Here is a 21,565-nt window from a genome sequence, read left to right on the forward strand (position 1 = left end):
ACCCTCAGGCCTTGGCCCGGCTTTCCAGGACTTCAACGGCTGGCAGGACCTTGCCTTCGACGAATTCGAGGAACGCGCCGCCACCGGTAGAAATGTAGGAGATCTTTTCGGCCACGCCATACTTGTCGATGGCCGCCAGGGTGTCGCCACCGCCAGCGATGGAGAACGCCGAGCTGTCCGCGATGGCCTGGGCCAGCACTTTGGTGCCATTGCCGAACTGATCGAACTCGAAAACACCGACCGGACCGTTCCACAGGATGGTCTTGGACGACTTCAGCAGCTCGGCGAAATTCGCCGCGGTCTGCGGGCCGATGTCCAGGATCATGTCGTCGGCAGCAACGTCAGCGATCAGTTTGACGGTCGCAGCGGCGCTTTCAGCGAATTCCTTGGCAACCACGACGTCCACTGGCAGCGGCACGCTGACCTTGGCGGCGATGGCGCGAGCAGTGTCGAGCAGGTCCGGCTCGTACAGCGACTTGCCGACCGGGTGACCGGCAGCGGCCAGGAAGGTGTTGGCGATGCCGCCGCCGACGATCAACTGGTCGCAGATCTGGCTCAGGCTGTTCAGTACGTCGAGTTTGGTCGACACCTTGGAACCGGCAACAATGGCCGCCATTGGCTGGGCCGGGGCACCCAGGGCTTTGCCCAGTGCATCCAGTTCAGCCGCCAGCAGCGGGCCGGCAGCGGCGATTTTGGCGAACTTGGCCACGCCGTGGGTCGAACCCTCGGCACGGTGAGCGGTGCCAAAGGCGTCCATCACGAACACGTCGCACAGGGCGGCGTATTGCTGGGCCAGTTCGTCGGCGTTCTTTTTCTCGCCTTTGTTGAAGCGCACGTTTTCGAACAGCACGATGTCGCCGGCCTTGACGTCGACGCCGCCCAGGTAGTCGGCCACCAGCGGCACTTCACGGCCCAGCGCCTTGCTCAGGTAGTCGGCGACTGGCTTGAGGCTGTTCTCGGCCGAGAACTCGCCTTCGGTCGGACGGCCAAGGTGCGAGCAGACCATCACGGCCGCGCCTTTTTCCAGGGCCAGCTTGATGGTCGGCAGCGAGGCCAGGATACGCGCATCGCTGGTGACAACACCGTCCTTGACTGGGACGTTGAGGTCTTCGCGGATCAATACGCGCTTACCTTGCAGATCGAGGTCGGACATCTTCAACACGGTCATGGGTCGCATTTCCTGAGTAGCTGATCTTAGAGAGCAGGTTTTTTTGAAGTCGCTGTTTGCAGATAGTGTTCTGCAACGTCCAGCATTCGGTTGGCAAAACCCCATTCGTTGTCGAACCAGGCCAGGATGTTCACCAGCCGTGGGCCGGAAACGCGGGTCTGACTGGCATCGACGATCGCCGAATGTGGGTCATGGTTGAAATCACAGCTTGCGTGAGGCAACTCGGTATAGGCCAGCAGGCCTTTGAGCGGGCCGCTGGTGGCGGCTTCGCGCAGGATCCGGTTGACCTCGGTGGCGTCGGTCGCGGTGGCGGTCTGCATCGTGATATCGAGGCAGGACACGTTGACCGTCGGCACCCGCACGGCTTTGGCCTGAATTCGTCCGGCAAGTTCCGGCAACAGGCGCTCGATACCACGCGCCAGGCCGGTGGACACCGGAATCACCGACTGGAACGCCGAACGGGTGCGGCGCAAGTCTTCATGGTGATAGGCATCGATGACCGGCTGATCGTTCATCGCCGAGTGAATGGTGGTGATCGACACGTAGTCCAGGCCTATGGCCTGATTCAGCAGGCGCAGCAGCGGCACGCCGCAGTTGGTGGTGCAGGACGCGTTGGACACCAGCAGTTCGTCGCCGGTCAGGCAATCCTGGTTCACGCCGTAGACGATGGTGGCGTCAACATCGGTCTCGCTGGCCATCGGCTGGGAAAACAGCACGCGCGGGGCGCCAGCGTCGAGGAAACGCTGGCCGTCTTCGCGAGTGTTATAAGCGCCGGAGCACTCCAGCACCAGATCGACGCCCAGGGACGCCCAATCGATGCCTTCGGGGGTGGCACTGCGCAGGACCTTCACGCAGTCGCCATTAATATGCAGACAATCGCCGTCGACTTTCACTTCGCCGGGAAAACGCCCGTGAGTGGAGTCGAAGCGTGTCAGGTATTCGATGCTGGCCATGTCTGCCAGATCATTGATCGCGACAATTTCAAACCCGGCCTTTTCGCCTCGCTCGAACAACGCACGCAAGACGCAACGACCAATCCGGCCGTAGCCGTTGAGTGCAACTTTGTAGGGACGCGGTTGAGGCATGGGGTTCTCGATAGACGCAGGTAGATCGAAATCTCGTTAACAACACATTTCCCCTGTAGGAGCGAGCCTGCTCGCGATGGTGGCCCAGGCAACGCGGGCATCCAGGCACCCCGCGTTTTCGTTAACGACCATCGCGAGCAGGCTCGCTCCTACAGGGGATTGCGGTGACCGAAGCCACCGCATTTGTGCTTTCAGTCTTCCAGCAGCTCTTCAGCCTGACCCAGGATGTTTTCCAGAGTGAAGCCGAACTCTTCGAACAAGGCAGGCGCAGGCGCCGACTCGCCGTAGGTAGTCATGCCGATCACGCGGCCTTCCAGGCCCACGTACTTGTACCAGTAGTCCGCGTGAGAAGCCTCGATGGCGATACGGGCGCTGACCTGCAGCGGCAGGACTGCTTGCTTGTAGCCGGCGTCCTGGGCATCGAACACACTGGTGCACGGCATGGAAACCACACGAACCTTGCGGCCCTGCTCGGTCAGTTTGTCGAAGGCCTGGACGGCCAGGCCGACTTCCGAACCGGTGGCGATCAGGATCAGTTCCGGCTCGCCCGCGCAGTCTTTGAGCACATAACCACCACGGCTGATGTCGGCGATCTGGCCGGCGTCACGGGTTTGGTGCTGCAGGTTCTGACGCGAGAAGATCAGGGCCGAAGGACCGTCCTTGCGCTCCAGTGCGTACTTCCAGCTCACTGCCGATTCAACGGCGTCGGCCGGACGCCAGGTATCGAGGTTCGGCGTGCAGCGCAGGCTGGCCAGTTGCTCGATTGGCTGGTGAGTCGGGCCGTCTTCGCCCAGACCGATGGAGTCGTGGGTGTAGACGTGGATCACACGCTGCTTCATCAGGGCCGACATGCGTACCGCGTTGCGCGCGTATTCCATGAACATCAGGAAGGTCGCGCCGTAAGGCACCAGGCCACCGTGCAGGGCAACGCCGTTCATGATCGCGGTCATGCCGAACTCGCGCACGCCGTAGTACATGTAGTTGCCGCTGGCATCTTCGGCGGTGACGCCTTTGCAGCCTTTCCACAGGGTCAGGTTGGAACCGGCCAGGTCAGCCGAACCGCCGAGGAACTCGGGCAGCAGCGGGCCGAACGCGTTCAGGGCGTTCTGGCTGGCTTTACGGCTGGCAATGGTTTCGCCCTTGGCAGCCACTTCGGCGATGTAGGCCGAAGCTTTTTCGCTGAAGTCTGCCGGCAGTTCACCGCTCAGACGACGAATCAGTTCGTTGGCTTCGGTCGGGAACGCGGCGGAGTAGGCAGCGAAACGCTGGTCCCACTCGGCTTCGACAGCTTTACCGGCTTCCTTGGCGTCCCACTCGGCGTAGATATCGGCCGGGATTTCGAACGGACCGTGGTTCCACTTCAGCGCTGCGCGGGTCAAGGCGATTTCCGCATCACCCAGCGGGGCGCCGTGGCAATCTTCCTTGCCTTGCTTGTTCGGCGAACCGAAGCCGATGGTGGTCTTGCAGCAGATCAGGGTTGGCTGCGCGCTCTTGCGGGCGGTCTCGATCGCAGTCTTGATCTCTTCCGGGTCGTGACCGTCAACGTTGCGGATCACTTGCCAGTTGTAGGACTCGAAACGCTTCGGCGTGTCGTCGGTGAACCAGCCTTCGACTTCGCCATCGATGGAGATGCCGTTGTCATCATAGAAGGCGATCAGTTTGCCCAGGCCCAGGGTACCGGCCAGGGAAGCGACTTCGTGGGAAATGCCTTCCATCATGCAGCCATCACCCAGGAACACGTAGGTGTGGTGATCGACGATGTTGTGACCAGGACGGTTGAATTGCGCCGCCATGACTTTTTCAGCCAGGGCAAAGCCCACGGCGTTGGCCAGGCCCTGGCCCAGTGGACCGGTGGTGGTTTCTACGCCCGGGGTGTAGCCCAATTCCGGGTGACCCGGAGTGCGGCTGTGCAGTTGACGGAACTGCTTCAGGTCATCGATCGACAGGTCGTAGCCGGTCAGGTGCAGCAGCGAGTAGATCAACATCGAGCCGTGCCCGTTGGACAGCACGAAGCGGTCGCGGTCGGCGAACGATGGATTGCTCGGGTTGTGCTTGAGGTAGTCGCGCCAAAGTACCTCGGCGATATCCGCCATACCCATTGGGGCACCGGGATGGCCGCTGTTGGCTTTTTGCACGGCATCCATGCTGAGGGCACGAATGGCGTTGGCACGCTCACGACGGCTAGGCATCGCTGTTCTCCTGGGGGACTTGAATAAAACGAAACGGAAAAAAGGCGAGCATTTTCCCTCACCGGGACGCCTCGGGGCAATGACAGATAGTCATCTAAAGGCGTTTTTCCAATGGATAACGACGGTTTCGTTTGGTGAAACCTTTCCGCCGTCCGTTTGTTGACTGAAGCTAACGTCCGGAAGTGCCATCTATCGAGCAATATCAAAACTTTTTGATATTGCTCTTGCGATGCCTTCGACCCGTGACTAGACTGCCGGCCTTATGAATTTACGCGTGCCTTCCATTCAACATGACGATTGCGATGAGCTGGCGGCCTTGTGCAAGGCTGGCGGCGATCCCCTGCGGTTGAATGTTTTGCGCGCATTGGCCAACGATTCGTTCGGCGTGCTGGAACTGGCGCAGATCTTCGGCATCGGCCAGTCAGGCATGAGCCACCACCTCAAGGTACTGGCACAGGCCGATCTGGTAGCGACGCGCCGCGAAGGCAACGCGATCTTCTACCGTCGCGCCCTGCCCCACACCGAACTGCTGGGCGGCAAATTGCACGCGGCCCTGCTCGAAGAAGTGGACAACCTGACGCTGCCGGCCGACGTACAGTCGCGCATCGCCCAGGTCCATGGGCAACGCGCGGCGGCCAGCCAGGACTTTTTCTCACGGGTAGCGGAGAAGTTTCGCGCCCAGCAAGACTTGATCGCCGGCCTGCCGCAGTACCGCGAAAGCGTGGTTGCACTGCTCGACAAGCTGAGTTTCGACAAAGACGCCACGGCCATTGAAGTCGGCCCCGGCGATGGCGCATTCCTGCCGGAGCTGGCGCGCCGTTTCTCGCAAGTCACGGCGCTGGATAACAGCACCGCGATGCTCGAACTGGCGCGCCAGGTCTGCGAACGCGACAAGCTGACTAACGTTAGCCTGCAACTGGCCGATGCATTGAACGGCGTCAGCCTCAAGGCCGATTGCGTGGTACTGAACATGGTGCTGCACCATTTTGCCGCACCGGCCGATGCGCTCAAGCACATGGCCCACTTGCTGCAACCAGGCGGTAGCCTGTTAGTGACAGAGTTATGTAGCCACAACCAGAGTTGGGCCAAGGAGGCCTGCGGTGATCTCTGGCTGGGGTTTGAACAGGACGATCTGGCCCGTTGGGCCACCGCTGCGGGACTCGTTCCCGGGGAAAGCCTCTATGTAGGCTTACGTAATGGTTTCCAGATCCAGGTCCGCCATTTTCAGCGGCCGGCTGGCGACACTCACCATCGGTAATTTCAGGAAAAAATCGAGATGAGCGAATACTCCCTTTTCACCTCCGAGTCCGTGTCTGAAGGGCATCCGGACAAAATCGCCGACCAGATTTCTGATGCGGTGCTGGACGCCATCATTGCTGAAGACAAGTTCGCCCGTGTGGCGTGCGAGACTCTGGTGAAAACGGGCGTGGCCATCATCGCCGGCGAAGTCACCACTTCGGCCTGGGTTGACCTGGAGCAGATCGTTCGTGACGTGATCACCAACATCGGCTACACCAGCTCCGACGTCGGTTTCGACGGCGCCACCTGCGGCGTGATGAACATCATCGGCAAGCAGTCCCCTGACATCAACCAGGGTGTCGACCGTGCCAAGCCTGAAGATCAGGGCGCCGGCGACCAGGGCCTGATGTTCGGCTACGCCAGCAACGAGACCGACGTGCTGATGCCAGCACCGATCACCTTCTCGCACCAGCTGGTACAGCGCCAGGCCGAAGCCCGTAAATCCGGCCTGCTGCCTTGGCTGCGTCCGGACGCCAAGTCGCAAGTCACCTGCCGTTACGAAAACGGCAAGGTTGTCGGTATCGACGCTGTTGTTCTGTCGACCCAGCACAACCCGGAAGTGTCGTACAACGACCTGCGCGAAGGCGTGATGGAGCTGATCGTCAAGCACGTGCTGCCTGCCGAACTGCTGAGCAAAGACACCCAGTTCCACATCAACCCGACCGGCCAGTTCATCATTGGCGGCCCGGTAGGTGACTGCGGCCTGACCGGTCGCAAGATCATCGTCGACAGCTACGGCGGCATGGCCCGTCACGGCGGCGGCGCGTTCTCCGGCAAGGATCCATCGAAGGTTGACCGTTCGGCGGCCTACGCCGGTCGTTACGTGGCCAAGAACATCGTTGCCGCCGGCCTGGCCGAGCGCTGCGAGATTCAGGTTTCCTACGCGATCGGTGTTGCCCAGCCGACGTCGATCTCGTTGAACACCTTCGGCACCGGCAAGATCAGCGATGACAAGATCGTCAAACTGGTCCGCGAGGTGTTCGACCTGCGTCCATACGCGATCACCACCATGCTCGACCTGCTGCACCCGATGTATCAGGAAACCGCTGCGTACGGCCACTTCGGTCGCACCCCGGCAACCAAGACCGTTGGCGAAGACACCTTCACCACGTTCACCTGGGAAAAAACCGACCGCGCCGACGCCCTGCGTTCTGCTGCCGGCCTGTAAGATTTCCCCGCAACACCGAAAAGCCCCGCACGGTTCGCGCCTTGCGGGGCTTTTTATTGGGATTGGCTTTACACCGCGTCGCGGCCTTCGCGAGCAAGCCCGCTCCCACACCTGATCTGCAGTGAACACAAAGCTTGTGTGCACCCGATACCCCATGTGGGAGCGGGCTTGCTCGCGAAGAGGTCAGCTCCGCCACTAGAAACACTCGGTAAAAACCCCACCCGCTGCGCCAATTGATACTGACCTAGCCTTCACGCACCTCACCGAGCAAGGACGCTCAAGATGCTTGCCAACCCGCGCCTGTTTTTCGCCTTTCTGCTGATCTTTACCTGCCTGACCGCCAATGCCGCCGAGTGCCCCGACTGGGCCTCGGAGCGCGCCCTGAACGAGGTCAACAAACTGCAACGGCAAATCGACCTCTGGGACGACAACTACCACCGCCAGGGACGCTCACTGGTCGCCGATGAACTCTACGACCAGTCTCGCGCGCGACTCACCCAATGGCGCCACTGCTTCAACCTGAGCCCGTCCGCAGACCCCTTGCGCACTGCGCGCGGTACGTTGCCCCACCCCATCGCCCACACTGGCCTGGGCAAACTGCATGATCGCCCCGCCGTGGAAAAATGGCTGCGTGATCGGATGGACGTCTGGGCCCAACCTAAAATCGATGGCGTGGCGGTGACCCTGGTTTACCGCAACGGTCTGTTGGCCCAGGCAATCAGCCGCGGCGATGGCGAGAGTGGTCAGGACTGGACGGTTCCTGCACGGCAGATTCCGGCCATCCCGCAACGGCTATCGCCGGCCCGGGACTTGATCGTGCAAGGCGAGCTGTATTGGCGCCTGACCGATCACGTGCAGGCCCGGGCCGGCAGCCTCAATGCTCGTGCCTCGGTGGCCGGCCTGATGGCACGCAAGGTGTTGAGCGCCGAACAGGCCGCCGGCATCGATCTGTTTGTCTGGGACTGGCCCCAAGGACCGGCGAGCGTGCCCGAGCGTGCTGCGGCGCTGACTGCGCTGGGCTTCCCGAGTACCACGGCATACAGCCAGCCCATCACGTCCGTCGCCGATGCCGAACGCTGGCGCGAATACTGGTATCGCTCGCCCCTGCCCTTTGCCAGCGATGGCGTGGTCCTGCGCCAGAACCAGCGCCCGGCCGCCGAACGTTGGCAGGCCAGGTCACCCTATTGGGCCATCGCCTGGAAATACCCCTTCGCCCAGGCCCTGGCCGAAGTCCGCCAGGTTCACTTCAACATCGGCCGGACCGGGCGGATCACTCCGGTACTTGAACTGACCCCGGTGATGCTCGATGACCGGCAGGTCAAACGCGTCAATGTCGGTTCGATGCAACGCTGGCAGGCACTGGACATACGTCCCGGTGATCAGGTCGCCATCAGCCTGGCCGGGCTGACCATTCCCAGGCTCGATAGCGTTGTACTGCGCAGCAGCGAACGCACCGAATTGAACCCGCCGCTGGCAGCGGACTTTCACTCGTTGAGTTGCTGGCAACCGACTCCGGACTGTGAGAGCCAGTTTCTCGCGCGCCTGACCTGGCTCAGCAGCAAACAGGGTCTGGCACTACCCAACGTGGGTCCAGGGACTTGGGAAAAACTTCTTGCAACAGGTCGCCTGAACGGTCTGCTGGATTGGTTGACCCTCAATGCCCAAGAGCTTGCTACCATTGACGGTTTCGGCGAGCGCAGTGCGGCTCGTCTTGCAGACAGCTTCAACCAGGCCCGGCAACGTCCGTTCGCACACTGGCTGAAAGCCCTGGGATTGCCGCCGACAGGTCAGGTGCACCTCGGAGATTCATGGCAGTTTCTGGCGCAGCGAGACATCGAACAATGGCAGGCCGAGGCCGGTATCGGGCCAGGACGCGCGGGGCAACTGAGCGCCTTTTTCCGCGATCCGCAGGTCCTGGCCTTGAGTGAAACGTTACGAGATGCCGGGATTGACGGCTTTTAGCGGTCAGCCTTGCGCCCAGCGGGAACCCCAAGGGGGCCGCCGGGCTCAAACAAGCCATTGCCACACCGGCCCGCTTGCCTTCTTACATGGAGCTTTTATGAAACTTCTTTCACCGCTCGCCCTGTTGACCCTCTGCTGCGTGCTGGCCACCCCGTTGATGGCGGACGAGGAAGCACCAGGGCTGACCGGTTGCGCCGCCAAGAAGCAAGGCATCATCAACCAGATCGAACTGGCCAAGGTCCACGGCAACGCCGACCAACAGGCAGGCCTGGAAAAAGCCCTGAGCGAAGTCGAAGCGAACTGCACCGACGCCTCGCTGAAGAAGGAACGGGAAAACAAGGTGCTCGACGCCAGGCACGAAGTCAGCAAGCGTCAGGCGGACCTCGACAAAGCCATGAGCAAAGGCGACTCCGACAAGATCAACAAGCGCAAAGACAAACTCGCCGATGCCCGCAAGGAATTGCAGGACGCACTGGATGAGCTGGATAAATAAACAAGCAACACCCAAGGCTAACCGTGGCGAGGGAGCTTGCTCCCGCTGGGCTACAAAGTAGCCCCAAACCAGCCACCCTGGACATCGGATCGAACCCGACAGCCCATTAACGTCTGCTGCGCAGCCGAGCGGGAGCAAGCTCCCTCACCACAACAGCAGACCGTCGCAGCCGCGAATCAATGATCCCGAAACGCCTTATGACACGCACTGCAAGCATCTTCGACTTTCTGCACCGCCGGCCCCAGGTTGCTGGCCTTGTAGGGTTGAACCTGGCTGGCGATCACCAATTCACCGGTGGCGGATTCAAGATCACGGGCCATGCCCTGGAAACGCGCCTGCTGCTCCCAGACATCACTCTTGGCGCTGGTGTGATCTTCCTCGCGGACCTGCGGAAAGTGTTGCCACGGCTCACGGGACAGCGCATCGAGTTTCACCGAGCCCTCGGCGAACTTCGGGCCATCGAACGGAATGCGCCCACGCAGCATGCCACCCAGGTCTTCACCGGTCTTGAGCATCTGCTTGAAAATGGCCTTGCGCTGGCCGAGCGGCGAGTTAGGGTCGACTCCGCCACAAGCGGACAATGTCAGGCAGGCCAGCAATACAACAGAAAGTCTTTTAAGAGTCATGGTGGCTTCAGGTCACGGGAAACGGCGGCCAGTATCCTCGCCTCATCGGCAAAGACCAATAGCCCTATTATCAATAAGGGTTGCCTGAACGCATGGAGCGCTCAGGCAACCGGCAAAGGAATCACTCCATGAACAGCCGTTTCAAGGCATGGCGTCACAGCCTGGCCTGGAGCCTGCCGATGGTGGCCCTGCTTGCAGGCTGCACCGGTGGCGACAACAAACAACCGAAAACCCATGCCCTGGCCACCTACTCCAGCGCCACCTGGGAAGCGCTGCCAGCGGTGTCCGACACCGATCTGGAAGCCGGTTTCGGTTCTTGGCGCAGCGCCTGCACCCGACTCAAGGCCGACCCGGTCTGGGGCGACACCTGCGCAGCGGCGGCCAATGTGCCGCAAACCGCCAGCGACATTCGCGGCTTCCTCAAGCAGAACCTCGATGTCTATGGCCTGCGTGCCGCCAACGACAACCCCAACGGCTTGATCACCGGCTACTACGAACCGGTCTATCCCGGGAGCCTGACCCAGACCAACGTTGCCAACGTCCCGGTCTATGGCGTCCCCGAGGACATGATCATCGTCGCCCTCGACAGCATTTACCCGGAACTCAAGGGCAAACGCCTGCGTGGTCGACTTGAAGGTCGCGTGCTCAAGCCGTACGACGATGCGGCAACCATCGAAAGCAAAGGGGTCAAGGCCCCGGTCGTGGCCTGGCTGACCGATCCGATGAACCTGCAGTTCTTGCAAATCCAGGGTTCGGGTCGTATCCAGCTCGACAATGGCCGCCAGTTGCGCATTGCTTACGCCGACCAGAACGGCCACCCGTATCGACCGATCGGCCGCTGGCTGGTGGAGCAGGGTGAGTTGAAAAAAGAAGACGTGACCATGGGCGCCATCAGCACCTGGGCCAAGGCCAATCCATCGCGGATTCCCGAACTGCTCGGCAGCAACCCCAGCTATGTGTTCTTCACCCGCAACCCGGACAGCAACGAAGGTCCGCGCGGCTCGCTGAACGTACCGTTGACCGCCGGTTACAGTGCGGCGGTGGATCGCAAGGTGATTCCGCTGGGCAGCCTGTTGTGGCTGTCCACCACCAGACCGGACGGTACCGCACTGGTTCGACCCGTGGCAGCTCAAGACACCGGCGGCGCAATTGCCGGTGAAGTCCGGGCGGATCTGTTCTGGGGTACCGGTGATGCGGCCGGGCAATTGGCCGGGGACATGAAGCAGCAGGGGCAGATCTGGATGCTCTGGCCCAAAGGTGCAGCGTTGCCGCAAGTGCCGCAGGTGGCGGATGCGGTCAAAGCCAATCCTTGAGTCCCGCGTCGCCTGACAGGCCGCTTTCGCGAGCAAGCCCGCTCCCACATAGGATCACCGTCGAACACAAGTTTTGTGTCCACTGAAGATCAAATGTGGGAGCGGGCTTGCTCGCGAAGCGGCCGGCAAAAACCCTGGAGATCTGTCAGACCGACACCACAAAGAAACTCACGATCAGCCCCATCCCGACGAACCACATCAACGACCGCAGCGCCGCCAGGTCCGTCAGATAGAAAATGATGTAAAGCAAACGACTGGTGATGAACAACACCGACAACACATTGATTGTCACCAATTCGGCGTTGCCCGCCAGGTGCGCCACAATCACTGCGGCTGCAAACGCTGGCGTCACCTCAAAACTGTTCAGCTGCGCCGCATTCGCCCGCTTGCCCAAACCCTCCAGCGAATCGAGAAACCCTCGTGGATCATGATTGTGTCTCAAACCGTATCCGCCGCTGATCTTCGCCACGGCCGTGCACAGATACGGCAGGAAGATCGCAATCAAAATGCACCACAGAGCAACCGTCATAAAGCAATCCCTTCTTCACGTTTCAGAACAGTCAAAATTTCATGACCAATATGCCAATCAGCACCAACCCACAGGCTAAGAGGCGCGGTCCGCCAAAAGGTTCTTTGAGGTAACGCATGCCAAACAGCACCACCAGAATCACGCTGATCTCGCGCAACGCCGCTGCTTCTGCAATCGAGCCCAATTGCATCGCCCACAGCACCAGAGCGTAGCTGAACAACACGCAAAACCCGACCGCCAGGCCCAACCGCCACTGCTCGCGCCAGAACAGCATGAACGCGGGTCGTTTGCGTACCACTGCCAACAACGGAAACGGCCAGGCACTGAGCATGGTGACCCAGACCAGGTAATCCAGAGGATGGGACCAACGCCGCAATGCCTGCCCGTCGATGTAGGTGTAGCAACCGATGCACAGGCCGATCAACGCCACCACCGGCAACATCGACCACGGCAAACGCGCACCGCCGCCCCCCTGCCAGAGCAGGCACAGCATGCCGAACGGGATCAGCAGGATGCCGAAAATCTGTTGATGGGTCAGTACTTCCCCGGCAAAGATCAGCGTCAGCGCCAGCACCACCAACGGTGACAGGCCGCGCATCAATGGATAGACCAGCCCGAGGTCGCCGACCCGATAGGCCTGGATCAGCAAATAGCGATAGAGCAACTCGAACGCCGCCGATGCCAGGATCCACGGCCAGATCTCCATCGGCGGCACGCTCAGGAACGGCAACATCAGCGCGACAAAGAGCAGCGCCACGCTGTCCATGCAGGCCACCACCAGCAGCCGCTCCGCACTGAATTTGATCAGGGTATTCCACGCCGCGTGCAACAGCGCCGCCACCAACACCAACGCCGTCGCAAGCACGGCCTACTCCTTATATTGACCCACCTCTTGTAGGAGCGAGCTTGCTCGCGAAAAACGTGAGGGCAACGTAGCCAACCGGCAAATACGCGTCTTCGTTCACGTCCATCGCGAGCAAGCTCGCTCCTACAGTGTTCGGTAGAGAATTGATTCGCCATATGTCAGCAGCTGTTTATACTGCAAACGACCACGCCGCACTCAGTTGCGCACAGACCAATTCCAATAAAATCTGCCCTTGGCCCGCTCTCCCCGAGAACGGTCTTTGGCATGCGTATGCCTGATCACAGCGTCAAGACTACCGACAGAGACCCTGCGCATGCCACTCGCCTTGCTTGCCCTCGCTGTTGCCGCCTTCGGCATCGGCACCACCGAATTCGTCATCATGGGTCTGTTGCCCGACGTCGCCCGCGACCTCAGCGTGAGCATTCCCGATGCCGGATTGCTGATCACCGGTTATGCCCTGGGCGTGGTGTTCGGCGCACCGGTCCTGGCCGTCGGCACCGCCAACATGCCGCGCAAAGCTACCCTGCTGGGCATGACGCTGATGTTCATCCTCGGCAACATGCTCTGCGCCCTGGCGCCGAATTACGCGACGCTGATGGCCGCGCGAGTGATCACGGCTCTGTGCCACGGCGCATTTTTCGGTATCGGTTCGGTGGTGGCCGCCGGGCTGGTCGCACCGAACAAACGCGCCCAGGCGATTGCCATGATGTTCACCGGCCTGACCCTGGCCAACGTGCTCGGCGTGCCACTGGGCACCGCGCTCGGGCAATACGCCGGTTGGCGTTCGACCTTCTGGGCGGTGTCGGTGATCGGGGTGCTGGCCGCCATTGCGCAATGGGTGTGGCTGCCGAAAAACATCGCAATGGATAAAGCCAACCTGGCCAGCGAGTTCAAGGTGCTGGGCAAGGCCAACGTACTGCTGGCCCTGGGCATGAGTGTGCTGGCCTCGACCAGCCTGTTCAGCGTGTTCACCTACATCGCGCCGATCCTGCAGGACATCACCGGCGTCAGCCCGCACGGCGTCACCCTCATGCTGCTGTTGTTCGGCGTTGGCTTGACCGCCGGCAGCATGCTCGGTGGACGTCTGGCCGACAGCCGCTTGCTGCCTTCGCTGGTGGGCATGGCGCTCGCGGTACTGGTGGTGCTGGCGGCCTTCACGCAAACCAGCCATTCGGCAATCCCGGCGGCGATCACGCTGGTGCTGTGGGGGACGTTCGCCTTCGCCCTGTGCCCTATCCTGCAATTGCTGATCATCGACCAGGCCCACGAAGCACCGAACCTGGGTTCGACCTTGAACCAGAGCGCCTTCAACCTCGGCAACGCCGCCGGGGCCTGGATCGGTGGCCTGGTGGTGGCCAGCGGCGCGGATCTGGCGGACTTGCCGTGGACGGGCGCACTGGTCAGTGGGCTGACCGTACTGACGGCGATGTTCTTTATCTATCGCCAGCGTCGCGGTGCAGCTGCGCTTGATGTGGCGGGCTGATTACTTTCGCTTCATGGGCGGGTCGGGCTGCTCGCCTTGATCCTCAGCCTGCTTGGGCGGCCCGCTTTCGCTGCGAATCTGCGCATGGCTGATCAGTGCGAAAATAAAACTGCCACCGATGATGTTCCCCGCCAGCGTCGGCCCGGCGAACACCAGCCAGAAATCACTCCACGGCAGCTCACCAGCAAACACCAGATACGAGACCTCCAGCGAACCGACCACGATGTGAGTGAAATCTCCCAGCGCCATGAGGTAGGTGATGAGGATGATGATCCACATCTTGGCGCTCTCCATGGATGGAATCATCCAGACCATGGTGGCGATCATCCATCCGGAAATGATGCCCTTGGCGAACATCTGGCTGGCGTGGTTCTCCATGACCTTGCGCCCGATATCAAGGAAGGCGACATCGGTCTTGCTGTCGAAGATCGGCAGCTCCAGCATCACGTATGCCACCAGCAAGGTGCCGCAAAGGTTGCCGATCAACACCACCGTCCATAGCCGCAGCAGACGGCCAAAATTGGCCAGCGTCGGCTTGGTCATCACCGGCAGCACGGCGGTCAGGGTGTTTTCGGTGAACAGTTGCTGGCGGGCCAGGATCACTGCGAGAAAACCGGCGCAATAGCCGAAACTCGCGATCACCTTGAAGCCTCCGTCGTCCGGTAGACGGGAATTGAGCAAGCCCATGGCCATTAGCGACAGGCCCATGGTCAGGCCGGCTGCCAGCGCCGACCACCACAACGCGGCAATGCTGCGCTCCAGCTCCTGATCGCCCTGGGCACGAATGATCTCGTGCAGTACCGCGGCACGGGGCGGCTGGCTCTTTTCGACTTCGTGCTCTTCTTGCGCCGAAAGGTTCGGGGTCTTGCCGTCGTGTGCCGAGTTCATGGGATGCGCAACCGGTGGCGGGCTATTTAGCTACGACACCGTGGGGTTCACGACTGTTCAGTAGGCAGACAAATCTCCAGGTTCAGCAGATCGCCTTCGCGAGCAAGCCCGCTCCCACATTTGATCTTCAGTGGATACAAAATTTGTGTCCAACGGTGATCCAGTGTGGGAGCGGGCTTGCTCGCGAAGGGGACGACACCGATCTCACTGACCAGCGTCATCGTCCTGGAACTGATCCTTGACGTACTTGATCTCGGTCCGGCCGTGAGGTGCCGGCAAGCCGTCTTCACCGAGGTTCACGAACACCATTTTCTCGACCGTGAGGATGCTCTTGCGGGTGATCTTGTTGCGCACTTCGCACGTCAGGGTGATCGAGGTGCGGCCAAACTCGGTAGCCGTGATACCCAGCTCGATGATGTCGCCCTGGCGCGAGGCGCTGACAAAGTTGATTTCGGAAATGTACTTGGTGACCACACGCTGATTGCCCAATTGGACGATGGCGTAGATCGCCGCCTCTTCGTCGATCCAGCGCAACAGGCTGCCGCCGAACAACGTGCCGTTCGGGTTGAGGTCTTCGGGTTTTACCCATTTGCGGGTGTGGAAATTCATATTCACTCCTGAGCGTCTTGCCGAATGATGCTGACCATCATGGCAGAGCCCGAGCTAGAGCTCTATTGAGCATCGACTATGGTCTCGATTACCGTTCGGACATTGACTGACAGAAACGCTTTGGAAGATCAGCATAGCCCGCTATAATCGCCACCGTTTCAAAACGGTCATCATCACTTGATACCGTTTTCCCGCCACCTGTCCGAGGGGCGCTGCAGCAGGCTAGACCTGTCAGGCTCGGATGGGGCGTTGCCTGGCCTTAAGCCAGACACTAAACGCACAACGGCGCCCATTCGCATACATTACGAATGGAGGCTCTTCATGAGCGCTGTCAACACGCCTGCAGATTTCACCGACTATAAAGTCGCCGACATGTCCCTGGCTGCCTGGGGCCGTCGCGAAACCATCATCGCTGAATCCGAAATGCCAGCCCTGATGGGTCTGCGTCGCAAGTACTCCGAAGAGCAACCGCTCAAGGGCGCTAAGATCCTCGGCTGCATCCACATGACCATTCAGACCGCCGTGCTGATCGAAACCCTGGTTGCCCTGGGTGCCGAAGTGCGCTGGTCGTCCTGCAACATTTTCTCGACTCAGGATCAGGCCGCCGCTTCCATCGCTGCTGCCGGCATCCCGGTTTTCGCCTGGAAAGGCGAGACTGAAGAAGAGTACGAGTGGTGCCTGGAGCAAACCATCCTGAAGGATGGCGCGCCTTGGGACGCCAACATGATCCTCGACGACGGCGGCGACCTGACCGAGCTGCTGCACAAGAAATACCCAGCCGTTCTGGACCGCGTCCACGGTGTGACCGAAGAGACCACCACTGGCGTTCACCGCCTGCTGGACATGCTGGCCAAGGGCGAGCTGAAAATCCCGGCCATCAACGTCAACGACTCGGTGACCAAGAGCAAGAACGACAACAAGTACGGCTGCCGTCACAGCCTGAACGATGCGATCAAGCGCGGCACCGACCACCTGCTGTCCGGCAAGCAAGCGCTGGTGATCGGCTACGGTGACGTGGGCAAGGGTTCCGCCCAGTCCCTGCGTCAGGAAGGCATGATCGTTAAAGTCTCCGAAGTCGACCCGATCTGCGCCATGCAAGCCTGCATGGACGGTTTCGAACTGGTTTCGCCGTTCATCGACGGTATCAACACCGGCACCGAAGCAAGCATCGACAAAGCGCTGCTGGGCAAGATCGACCTGATCGTGACCACCACCGGTAACGTCAACGTTTGCGACTCGAACATGCTGAAGGCCCTGAAGAAGCGCGCTGTTGTCTGCAACATCGGCCACTTCGACAACGAAATCGACACCGCTTTCATGCGCAAGAACTGGGCATGGGAAGAAGTTAAGCCACAGGTGCACAAGATCCACCGTACCGGCGCTGGCGATTTCGACCCACAGAACGACGACTACCTGATCCTGCTGGCCGAAGGCCGTCTGGTTAACCTGGGTAACGCAACCGGCCACCCGAGCCGCATCATGGACGGCTCGTTCGCCAACCAGGTCCTGGCGCAGATCTTCCTGTTCGGCCAGAAGTACGCCGACCTGTCGCCAGCCCAGAAAGCCGAGCGCCTGACCGTTGAAGTACTGCCGAAGAAACTCGACGAAGAAGTGGCCCTGGAAATGGTCCGTGGCTTCGGCGGCGTCGTGACTCAACTGACCAAGACCCAGGCCGACTACATCGGCGTGACCGTCGAAGGTCCGTTCAAGCCGCACGCTTACCGCTACTGATCCGCTGATCCGCTGATCGGCAATAGCGGTGTTCTGATACACCGCGTTGCCTGCATCGCCAGCAAGCCGGCTCCTACAAGTGAGTAGTCGTACGCAACATGACGGTACGACGTAAATCCTGTAGGAGCCGGCTTGCTGGCGAATGCGGACAAACCGGCCCCTCAGGCTTACGCGTTTCCAAGGATATGACCATGTCCCAAGATCGTCGCTACAGCTTCGAGTTCTTCCCTACGAAGACCGATGCTGGGCATGAAAAGCTGCTCGCCACTGCTCGCCAGCTGGCTACCTACAACCCCGATTTCTTTTCCTGCACCTACGGCGCCGGCGGTTCGACCCGTGATCGCACGCTGAACACCGTGTTGCAGCTCGAAAGCGAAGTCAAAATCCCTGCTGCCCCGCACTTGTCTTGCGTAGGCGACAGCAAGGACGACTTGCGCGGCCTGCTGGCCCAGTACAAGGCCGCCGGCATCAAGCGTATCGTCGCCCTGCGCGGTGACCTGCCTTCGGGCATGGGCATGGCCAGTGGCGAAATGCGCCACGCCAATGACCTGGTGGAATTCATTCGTGAAGAAACCGGTGATCATTTCCACATCGAAGTCGCCGCCTACCCGGAAATGCATCCGCAAGCGCGCAACTTCGAAGACGATGTCGCCAACTTCGTGCGCAAGGCCAATGCCGGCGCCGACAGTGCGATCACCCAGTATTTCTTCAACGCCGACTGCTACTTCTACTTTGTGGAACGCGTACGAGCGCTGGGCGTGAACATCCCGATCGTGCCGGGCATCATGCCGATCACCAACTACAGCAAGCTGGCGCGCTTCTCCGATGCCTGCGGTGCGGAAATCCCGCGCTGGATCCGCAAGCAGCTGGAAGCCTACGGCGACGACACCCAGAGCATTCAGCGCTTTGGCGAACAGGTCATCACCGAAATGTGCGAACAACTGCTGCAGGGCGGCGCTCCGGGGCTGCACTTCTACACGCTGAACCAGGCTGAAGCGAGCCTGGCAGTGTGGAACAACCTGAAGTTGCCGCGCTGAAGCAGCTACAAGCTAAAAGCTGCTGACTAAAATCAAAGGATCGCAATCTTCGACAGCTCCTGTAGGAACTTTCGCAGGTTGCGATCTTTTGCTTTCAACGCACTATTAATGTGTGGCAATCCACGGACTTAGAGCATCTGCGGTGAGTTTCTGGCTCTTTCCGGTTTCTCGTCGTAATCTCAGCCCATGCCTTTGATCACGCAGTTAATCGCCTTGCTTGTCTTCACTTGCCTGAGCTTCGCCGCCCGGGGCGAGAAGCTGCGCATTGTCACGGAACCGTGGGCGCCTTACGTATACGAAGACAACAACGGCAAATCACTGGGCCTGGACTACGAAACCACCGCCATTGTCTTCAAGCGCCTGGGCATCGAAGTGGAGTGGCAGTTCCTGCCATGGAAACGCTGCCTGTCGATGCTTGAGTCGGGCCAGGCCGACGGTGCGCTGGACATTTTTCACAGCGACGAGCGTGATGCGACCCTGCTCTACCCCAGCGAACCACTGTCTGAAGTCCAGTTCGTGCTGTTCTACGCCAATGACCGGCCCCATCCGTTTCGCACCCTCGATGACCTGCGCGGCCTGACCATCGGCACCTCGCCGGGTTACCTGTACAGCAAGGACTTCAGTGATTCGACGCTGTTCACCCGCGAGCCGGCCCCCACCCATGAGGCCAACTTCGGCAAGCTGGTACGCGGGCGTATTGACCTGCTGATCACCGACCGCCGGGTCGGCCAGCATTTGCTCGACGAACTGGGCATCCGCGACAAGATCACCGAAAACCCCACGGTCATCAGCCAGCAGAGCCAGTTTCTCGCGGTGCGGCGCAATGCAGGCATGGACCTGCTGGTGCAACGTTTCGGCGCCGAACTCAAACGTTTCAAGCGCGAACCCGCCTACGCCGAACTGAGTGCCCGCTATGGCGCGGAACCGGGCGCCAGCGTGAAGACTGAAAAGACCACGGCCGCCACGGAAAAAACCGTTGAGCAGCAGGAAAGCGGCGCGCAGTGATTGCTCTGTTATACTCCGGCCTTCCCGCCAGGCTCACGCCCGGACGCTCGGAATCGTTAAAGGCATCTCAACCCCGCTACTGCGCAGCTTTCAGCCCGCGCGAGCGCTTGCAGACGAGCCTTCGAGACCCAGCAGGACCGGACGGGATTGCGTCCTCTTAAACGCCATTCGCGCCAGGCAAGACTCCCATTGGGCCAAGCCCTAACTAGAACAGGATTACTCATGTCCTTTGCTTCCCTCGGTCTCTCCGAGGCTTTAGTCCGCGCCATCGAGGCGGCGGGCTATACCGAGCCTACTCCGGTGCAACAGCGGGCCATTCCCGCCGTGTTGCAAGGTCGCGACCTGATGGTCGCGGCACAGACAGGTACTGGTAAAACCGGCGGTTTCGCCCTTCCGATCCTGGAGAGGTTGTTCCCTAACGGTCACCCGGACAAATCCCAGCGTCACGGCCCGCGCCAGCCGCGCGTACTGGTCCTGACCCCGACTCGCGAACTCGCAGCCCAAGTGCATGAAAGCTTCAAGGTCTATGCCCGTGACCTGAAGTTCGTCAGTGCCTGCATCTTCGGTGGCGTTGGCATGAACCCGCAGGTTCAGGCCATGTCCCGTGGCGTAGACGTGCTGGTGGCCTGCCCTGGCCGCCTGCTCGACCTCGCCGGCCAAGGCAGCGTCGACCTGTCCCACGTGGAAATCCTCGTGCTGGACGAAGCCGACCGCATGCTCGACATGGGTTTCGTCCACGACGTGAAGAAAGTGCTGGCGCGTCTGCCGGCCAAACGCCAGAACCTGTTGTTCTCGGCGACCTTCTCCAAGGACATCACCGACCTCGCCGGCAAGCTGCTGCACAACCCGGAACGCATCGAAGTCACACCGCCGAACACCACGGTCGAGCGCATCGAACAACGCGTATTCCGCCTGCCGGCCAGCCACAAGCGGGCCTTGCTGGCCCACCTGATCACCGCTGGCGCCTGGGAACAGGTACTGGTGTTCACCCGCACCAAGCACGGCGCCAACCGCCTGGCCGAGTACCTGGACAAACACGGCCTGAGCGCCGTCGCGATCCACGGCAACAAGAGCCAGAACGCCCGCACCAAAGCACTGGCCGACTTCAAGGCCGGCACCGTGCGCATCCTGGTGGCCACCGACATCGCCGCCCGCGGCCTGGACATCGACCAGTTGCCCCACGTGGTCAACTTCGAACTGCCGAACGTCGATGAAGACTACGTGCACCGTATCGGCCGTACCGGCCGTGCCGGTCGTTCGGGCGAGGCGATCTCGCTGGTAGCCCCGGACGAAGAAAAACTGCTGAAAAGCATCGAACGCATGACCAAGCAGAAAATCGCCGACGGCGACCTGATGGGCTTCGATGCCAGCACCATCGAAGCGGAAAAACCTGAAGTTCGCGAGCGTCCGGACATGCGCAACCCGCGCAATCCACGTGGCCCGCGCGGCGACGGTCCGAACGGCAGCGGTGGCGGCGGCGGTCGCAAGGACAAAGGCAAAGACAAGGGCAAGGAAAAGCCGGCCGGCGAACGCGGCGAGCGCCCTGCCCGTCAGCAGAAGCCACGTGAAGGCACTCCGGCTCGCGAACAGCGTCCGTCACAGCCTCCTCGTGCCGCCGCTGACCGCGCCCCGGACGAGTTCCTGGATGACGATATCGATAACTTCGGTAACCGCGTCGACTACGTGCCTCAGCAGAAACCCGCGCAAGGCCGTGGCCGTCGTCCGGGTGCTCCGGCACAAGGCACTGCAGCAGGTGCGGGCGCTCCGCGTTCCGGCAAGCCACAGGGTGGTCGTCAGAACGGTCCGCGCAACAGCGACGGCGCTACCACCGGCACACCGCCAGCCAAGCGCAGCGGTCCACGCAGTGGTGCGCCGCGCGATGGTCAGGCGCGTCGTGAAGACTCACGCAATCGCCGCCCGGCCCGTGACGACCAGCCGCGTTCGGAACCTGCTGTGCAGAACCCACGTGGCCCCGCGCCGAAGATCATGCACAAGGAGTCGAAGGCTGACCGCTTCCCGACACCTGAGCAACTGGATCAACTGCCAAGCCGTCCTCGTGGTGAGAAACCAGCGCTGCTGACCCGCAATCGCTGAGTTATCGCTGCAATGAAAAAT

At 61.0% G+C, this 21,565-nt stretch carries 18 protein-coding genes and 1 riboswitch; of the genes, 10 read left to right on the top strand and 8 right to left on the bottom strand.

What is annotated here, in order from left to right; genetic code table 11:
- Positions 1 to 4: 4 nt before the first annotated feature.
- From QMK54_RS29020 to tkt, 3 genes are all read right to left on the bottom strand, one after another.
- Positions 5 to 1,168 carry a phosphoglycerate kinase gene (locus QMK54_RS29020; RefSeq protein WP_110658730.1) on the bottom strand — a complete coding sequence of 388 codons (1,164 nt, stop codon included), beginning with the start codon at positions 1,166 to 1,168 and terminating at the stop codon, positions 5 to 7.
- 26 nt (positions 1,169 to 1,194) lie between these two features.
- Positions 1,195 to 2,253, bottom strand: a complete 1,059-nt coding sequence (epd, locus tag QMK54_RS29025; RefSeq protein ID WP_110658728.1) for an erythrose-4-phosphate dehydrogenase — start codon at positions 2,251 to 2,253, stop codon at positions 1,195 to 1,197.
- Between the two features lie 191 nt (positions 2,254 to 2,444).
- Positions 2,445 to 4,442, bottom strand: coding sequence for a transketolase (gene tkt / locus QMK54_RS29030; RefSeq protein ID WP_110658726.1), 1,998 nt, complete (start codon positions 4,440 to 4,442; stop codon positions 2,445 to 2,447).
- Between the two features lie 262 nt (positions 4,443 to 4,704).
- Here tkt and QMK54_RS29035 point away from each other — a divergent pair, with 262 nt between their 5' ends.
- From QMK54_RS29035 to QMK54_RS29050, 4 genes are all read left to right on the top strand, one after another.
- On the top strand, positions 4,705 to 5,700 hold the full coding sequence (locus QMK54_RS29035) for an ArsR/SmtB family transcription factor (RefSeq protein WP_110658724.1): 996 nt from the start codon (positions 4,705 to 4,707) through the stop codon (positions 5,698 to 5,700).
- 18 nt (positions 5,701 to 5,718) lie between these two features.
- Positions 5,719 to 6,909 carry a methionine adenosyltransferase gene (gene metK / locus QMK54_RS29040; protein ID WP_103396728.1) on the top strand — a complete coding sequence of 397 codons (1,191 nt, stop codon included), beginning with the start codon at positions 5,719 to 5,721 and terminating at the stop codon, positions 6,907 to 6,909.
- A 282-nt stretch (positions 6,910 to 7,191) separates the two neighbouring features.
- Entirely contained in the window at positions 7,192 to 8,871 is a 1,680-nt protein-coding gene (gene ligB, locus QMK54_RS29045; RefSeq protein WP_320401713.1) for an NAD-dependent DNA ligase LigB, read from the top strand.
- A 97-nt stretch (positions 8,872 to 8,968) separates the two neighbouring features.
- A complete protein-coding gene (locus QMK54_RS29050) occupies positions 8,969 to 9,364 on the top strand; it encodes a DUF1090 domain-containing protein (RefSeq protein WP_110662704.1) in 396 nt (131 codons plus the stop codon).
- Positions 9,365 to 9,540: 176 nt separating this feature from the next.
- Here QMK54_RS29050 and QMK54_RS29055 read toward each other — a convergent pair whose 3' ends face one another.
- Complete coding sequence (locus QMK54_RS29055; RefSeq protein ID WP_110662942.1) at positions 9,541 to 9,990, bottom strand: c-type cytochrome; 450 nt, start codon at positions 9,988 to 9,990, stop codon at positions 9,541 to 9,543.
- Positions 9,991 to 10,118: 128 nt separating this feature from the next.
- Between QMK54_RS29055 and QMK54_RS29060 the strand changes: the two genes are divergently transcribed.
- Positions 10,119 to 11,303 carry a murein transglycosylase A gene (locus tag QMK54_RS29060; protein ID WP_110662940.1) on the top strand — a complete coding sequence of 395 codons (1,185 nt, stop codon included), beginning with the start codon at positions 10,119 to 10,121 and terminating at the stop codon, positions 11,301 to 11,303.
- 145 nt (positions 11,304 to 11,448) lie between these two features.
- On the opposite strand, the gene QMK54_RS29065 is transcribed toward QMK54_RS29060, so the two are convergent.
- Positions 11,449 to 11,832 carry an MAPEG family protein gene (locus tag QMK54_RS29065; RefSeq protein ID WP_223589735.1) on the bottom strand — a complete coding sequence of 128 codons (384 nt, stop codon included), beginning with the start codon at positions 11,830 to 11,832 and terminating at the stop codon, positions 11,449 to 11,451.
- Between the two features lie 31 nt (positions 11,833 to 11,863).
- Entirely contained in the window at positions 11,864 to 12,697 is an 834-nt protein-coding gene (locus QMK54_RS29070) for an EamA family transporter (protein ID WP_110661714.1), read from the bottom strand.
- A gap of 313 nt (positions 12,698 to 13,010) precedes the next feature.
- Between QMK54_RS29070 and QMK54_RS29075 the strand changes: the two genes are divergently transcribed.
- On the top strand, positions 13,011 to 14,180 hold the full coding sequence (locus QMK54_RS29075; protein ID WP_110661713.1) for an MFS transporter: 1,170 nt from the start codon (positions 13,011 to 13,013) through the stop codon (positions 14,178 to 14,180).
- Here the strand turns inward: QMK54_RS29075 and QMK54_RS29080 are convergent, their stop codons facing one another.
- Together QMK54_RS29080 and QMK54_RS29085 are read right to left on the bottom strand one after the other, a co-directional pair.
- On the bottom strand, positions 14,181 to 15,068 hold the full coding sequence (locus tag QMK54_RS29080) for a formate/nitrite transporter family protein (protein WP_320401714.1): 888 nt from the start codon (positions 15,066 to 15,068) through the stop codon (positions 14,181 to 14,183).
- Between the two features lie 204 nt (positions 15,069 to 15,272).
- The gene (locus QMK54_RS29085) at positions 15,273 to 15,677 is read right to left on the bottom strand and encodes an acyl-CoA thioesterase (protein ID WP_008050263.1); all 405 of its coding nucleotides are present in this window, start codon (positions 15,675 to 15,677) and stop codon (positions 15,273 to 15,275) included.
- A gap of 198 nt (positions 15,678 to 15,875) precedes the next feature.
- Positions 15,876 to 15,975, top strand: a riboswitch (S-adenosyl-L-homocysteine riboswitch).
- Positions 15,976 to 15,998: 23 nt separating this feature from the next.
- Here QMK54_RS29085 and ahcY point away from each other — a divergent pair.
- From ahcY to QMK54_RS29105, 4 genes are all read left to right on the top strand, one after another.
- The gene (gene ahcY, locus QMK54_RS29090; RefSeq protein ID WP_110661711.1) at positions 15,999 to 17,408 is read left to right on the top strand and encodes an adenosylhomocysteinase; all 1,410 of its coding nucleotides are present in this window, start codon (positions 15,999 to 16,001) and stop codon (positions 17,406 to 17,408) included.
- 191 nt (positions 17,409 to 17,599) lie between these two features.
- Positions 17,600 to 18,445, top strand: coding sequence for a methylenetetrahydrofolate reductase [NAD(P)H] (gene metF, locus QMK54_RS29095; RefSeq protein ID WP_110660518.1), 846 nt, complete (start codon positions 17,600 to 17,602; stop codon positions 18,443 to 18,445).
- 186 nt (positions 18,446 to 18,631) lie between these two features.
- On the top strand, positions 18,632 to 19,450 hold the full coding sequence (locus tag QMK54_RS29100) for a substrate-binding periplasmic protein (RefSeq protein WP_320401715.1): 819 nt from the start codon (positions 18,632 to 18,634) through the stop codon (positions 19,448 to 19,450).
- A gap of 222 nt (positions 19,451 to 19,672) precedes the next feature.
- The gene (locus QMK54_RS29105) at positions 19,673 to 21,544 is read left to right on the top strand and encodes a DEAD/DEAH box helicase (protein WP_223589728.1); all 1,872 of its coding nucleotides are present in this window, start codon (positions 19,673 to 19,675) and stop codon (positions 21,542 to 21,544) included.
- The last annotated feature ends 21 nt before the right edge of the window (positions 21,545 to 21,565 follow it).

The sequence above is a fragment of the Pseudomonas sp. P5_109 genome, assembly GCF_034009455.1.
Lineage (GTDB): Bacteria > Pseudomonadota > Gammaproteobacteria > Pseudomonadales > Pseudomonadaceae > Aquipseudomonas.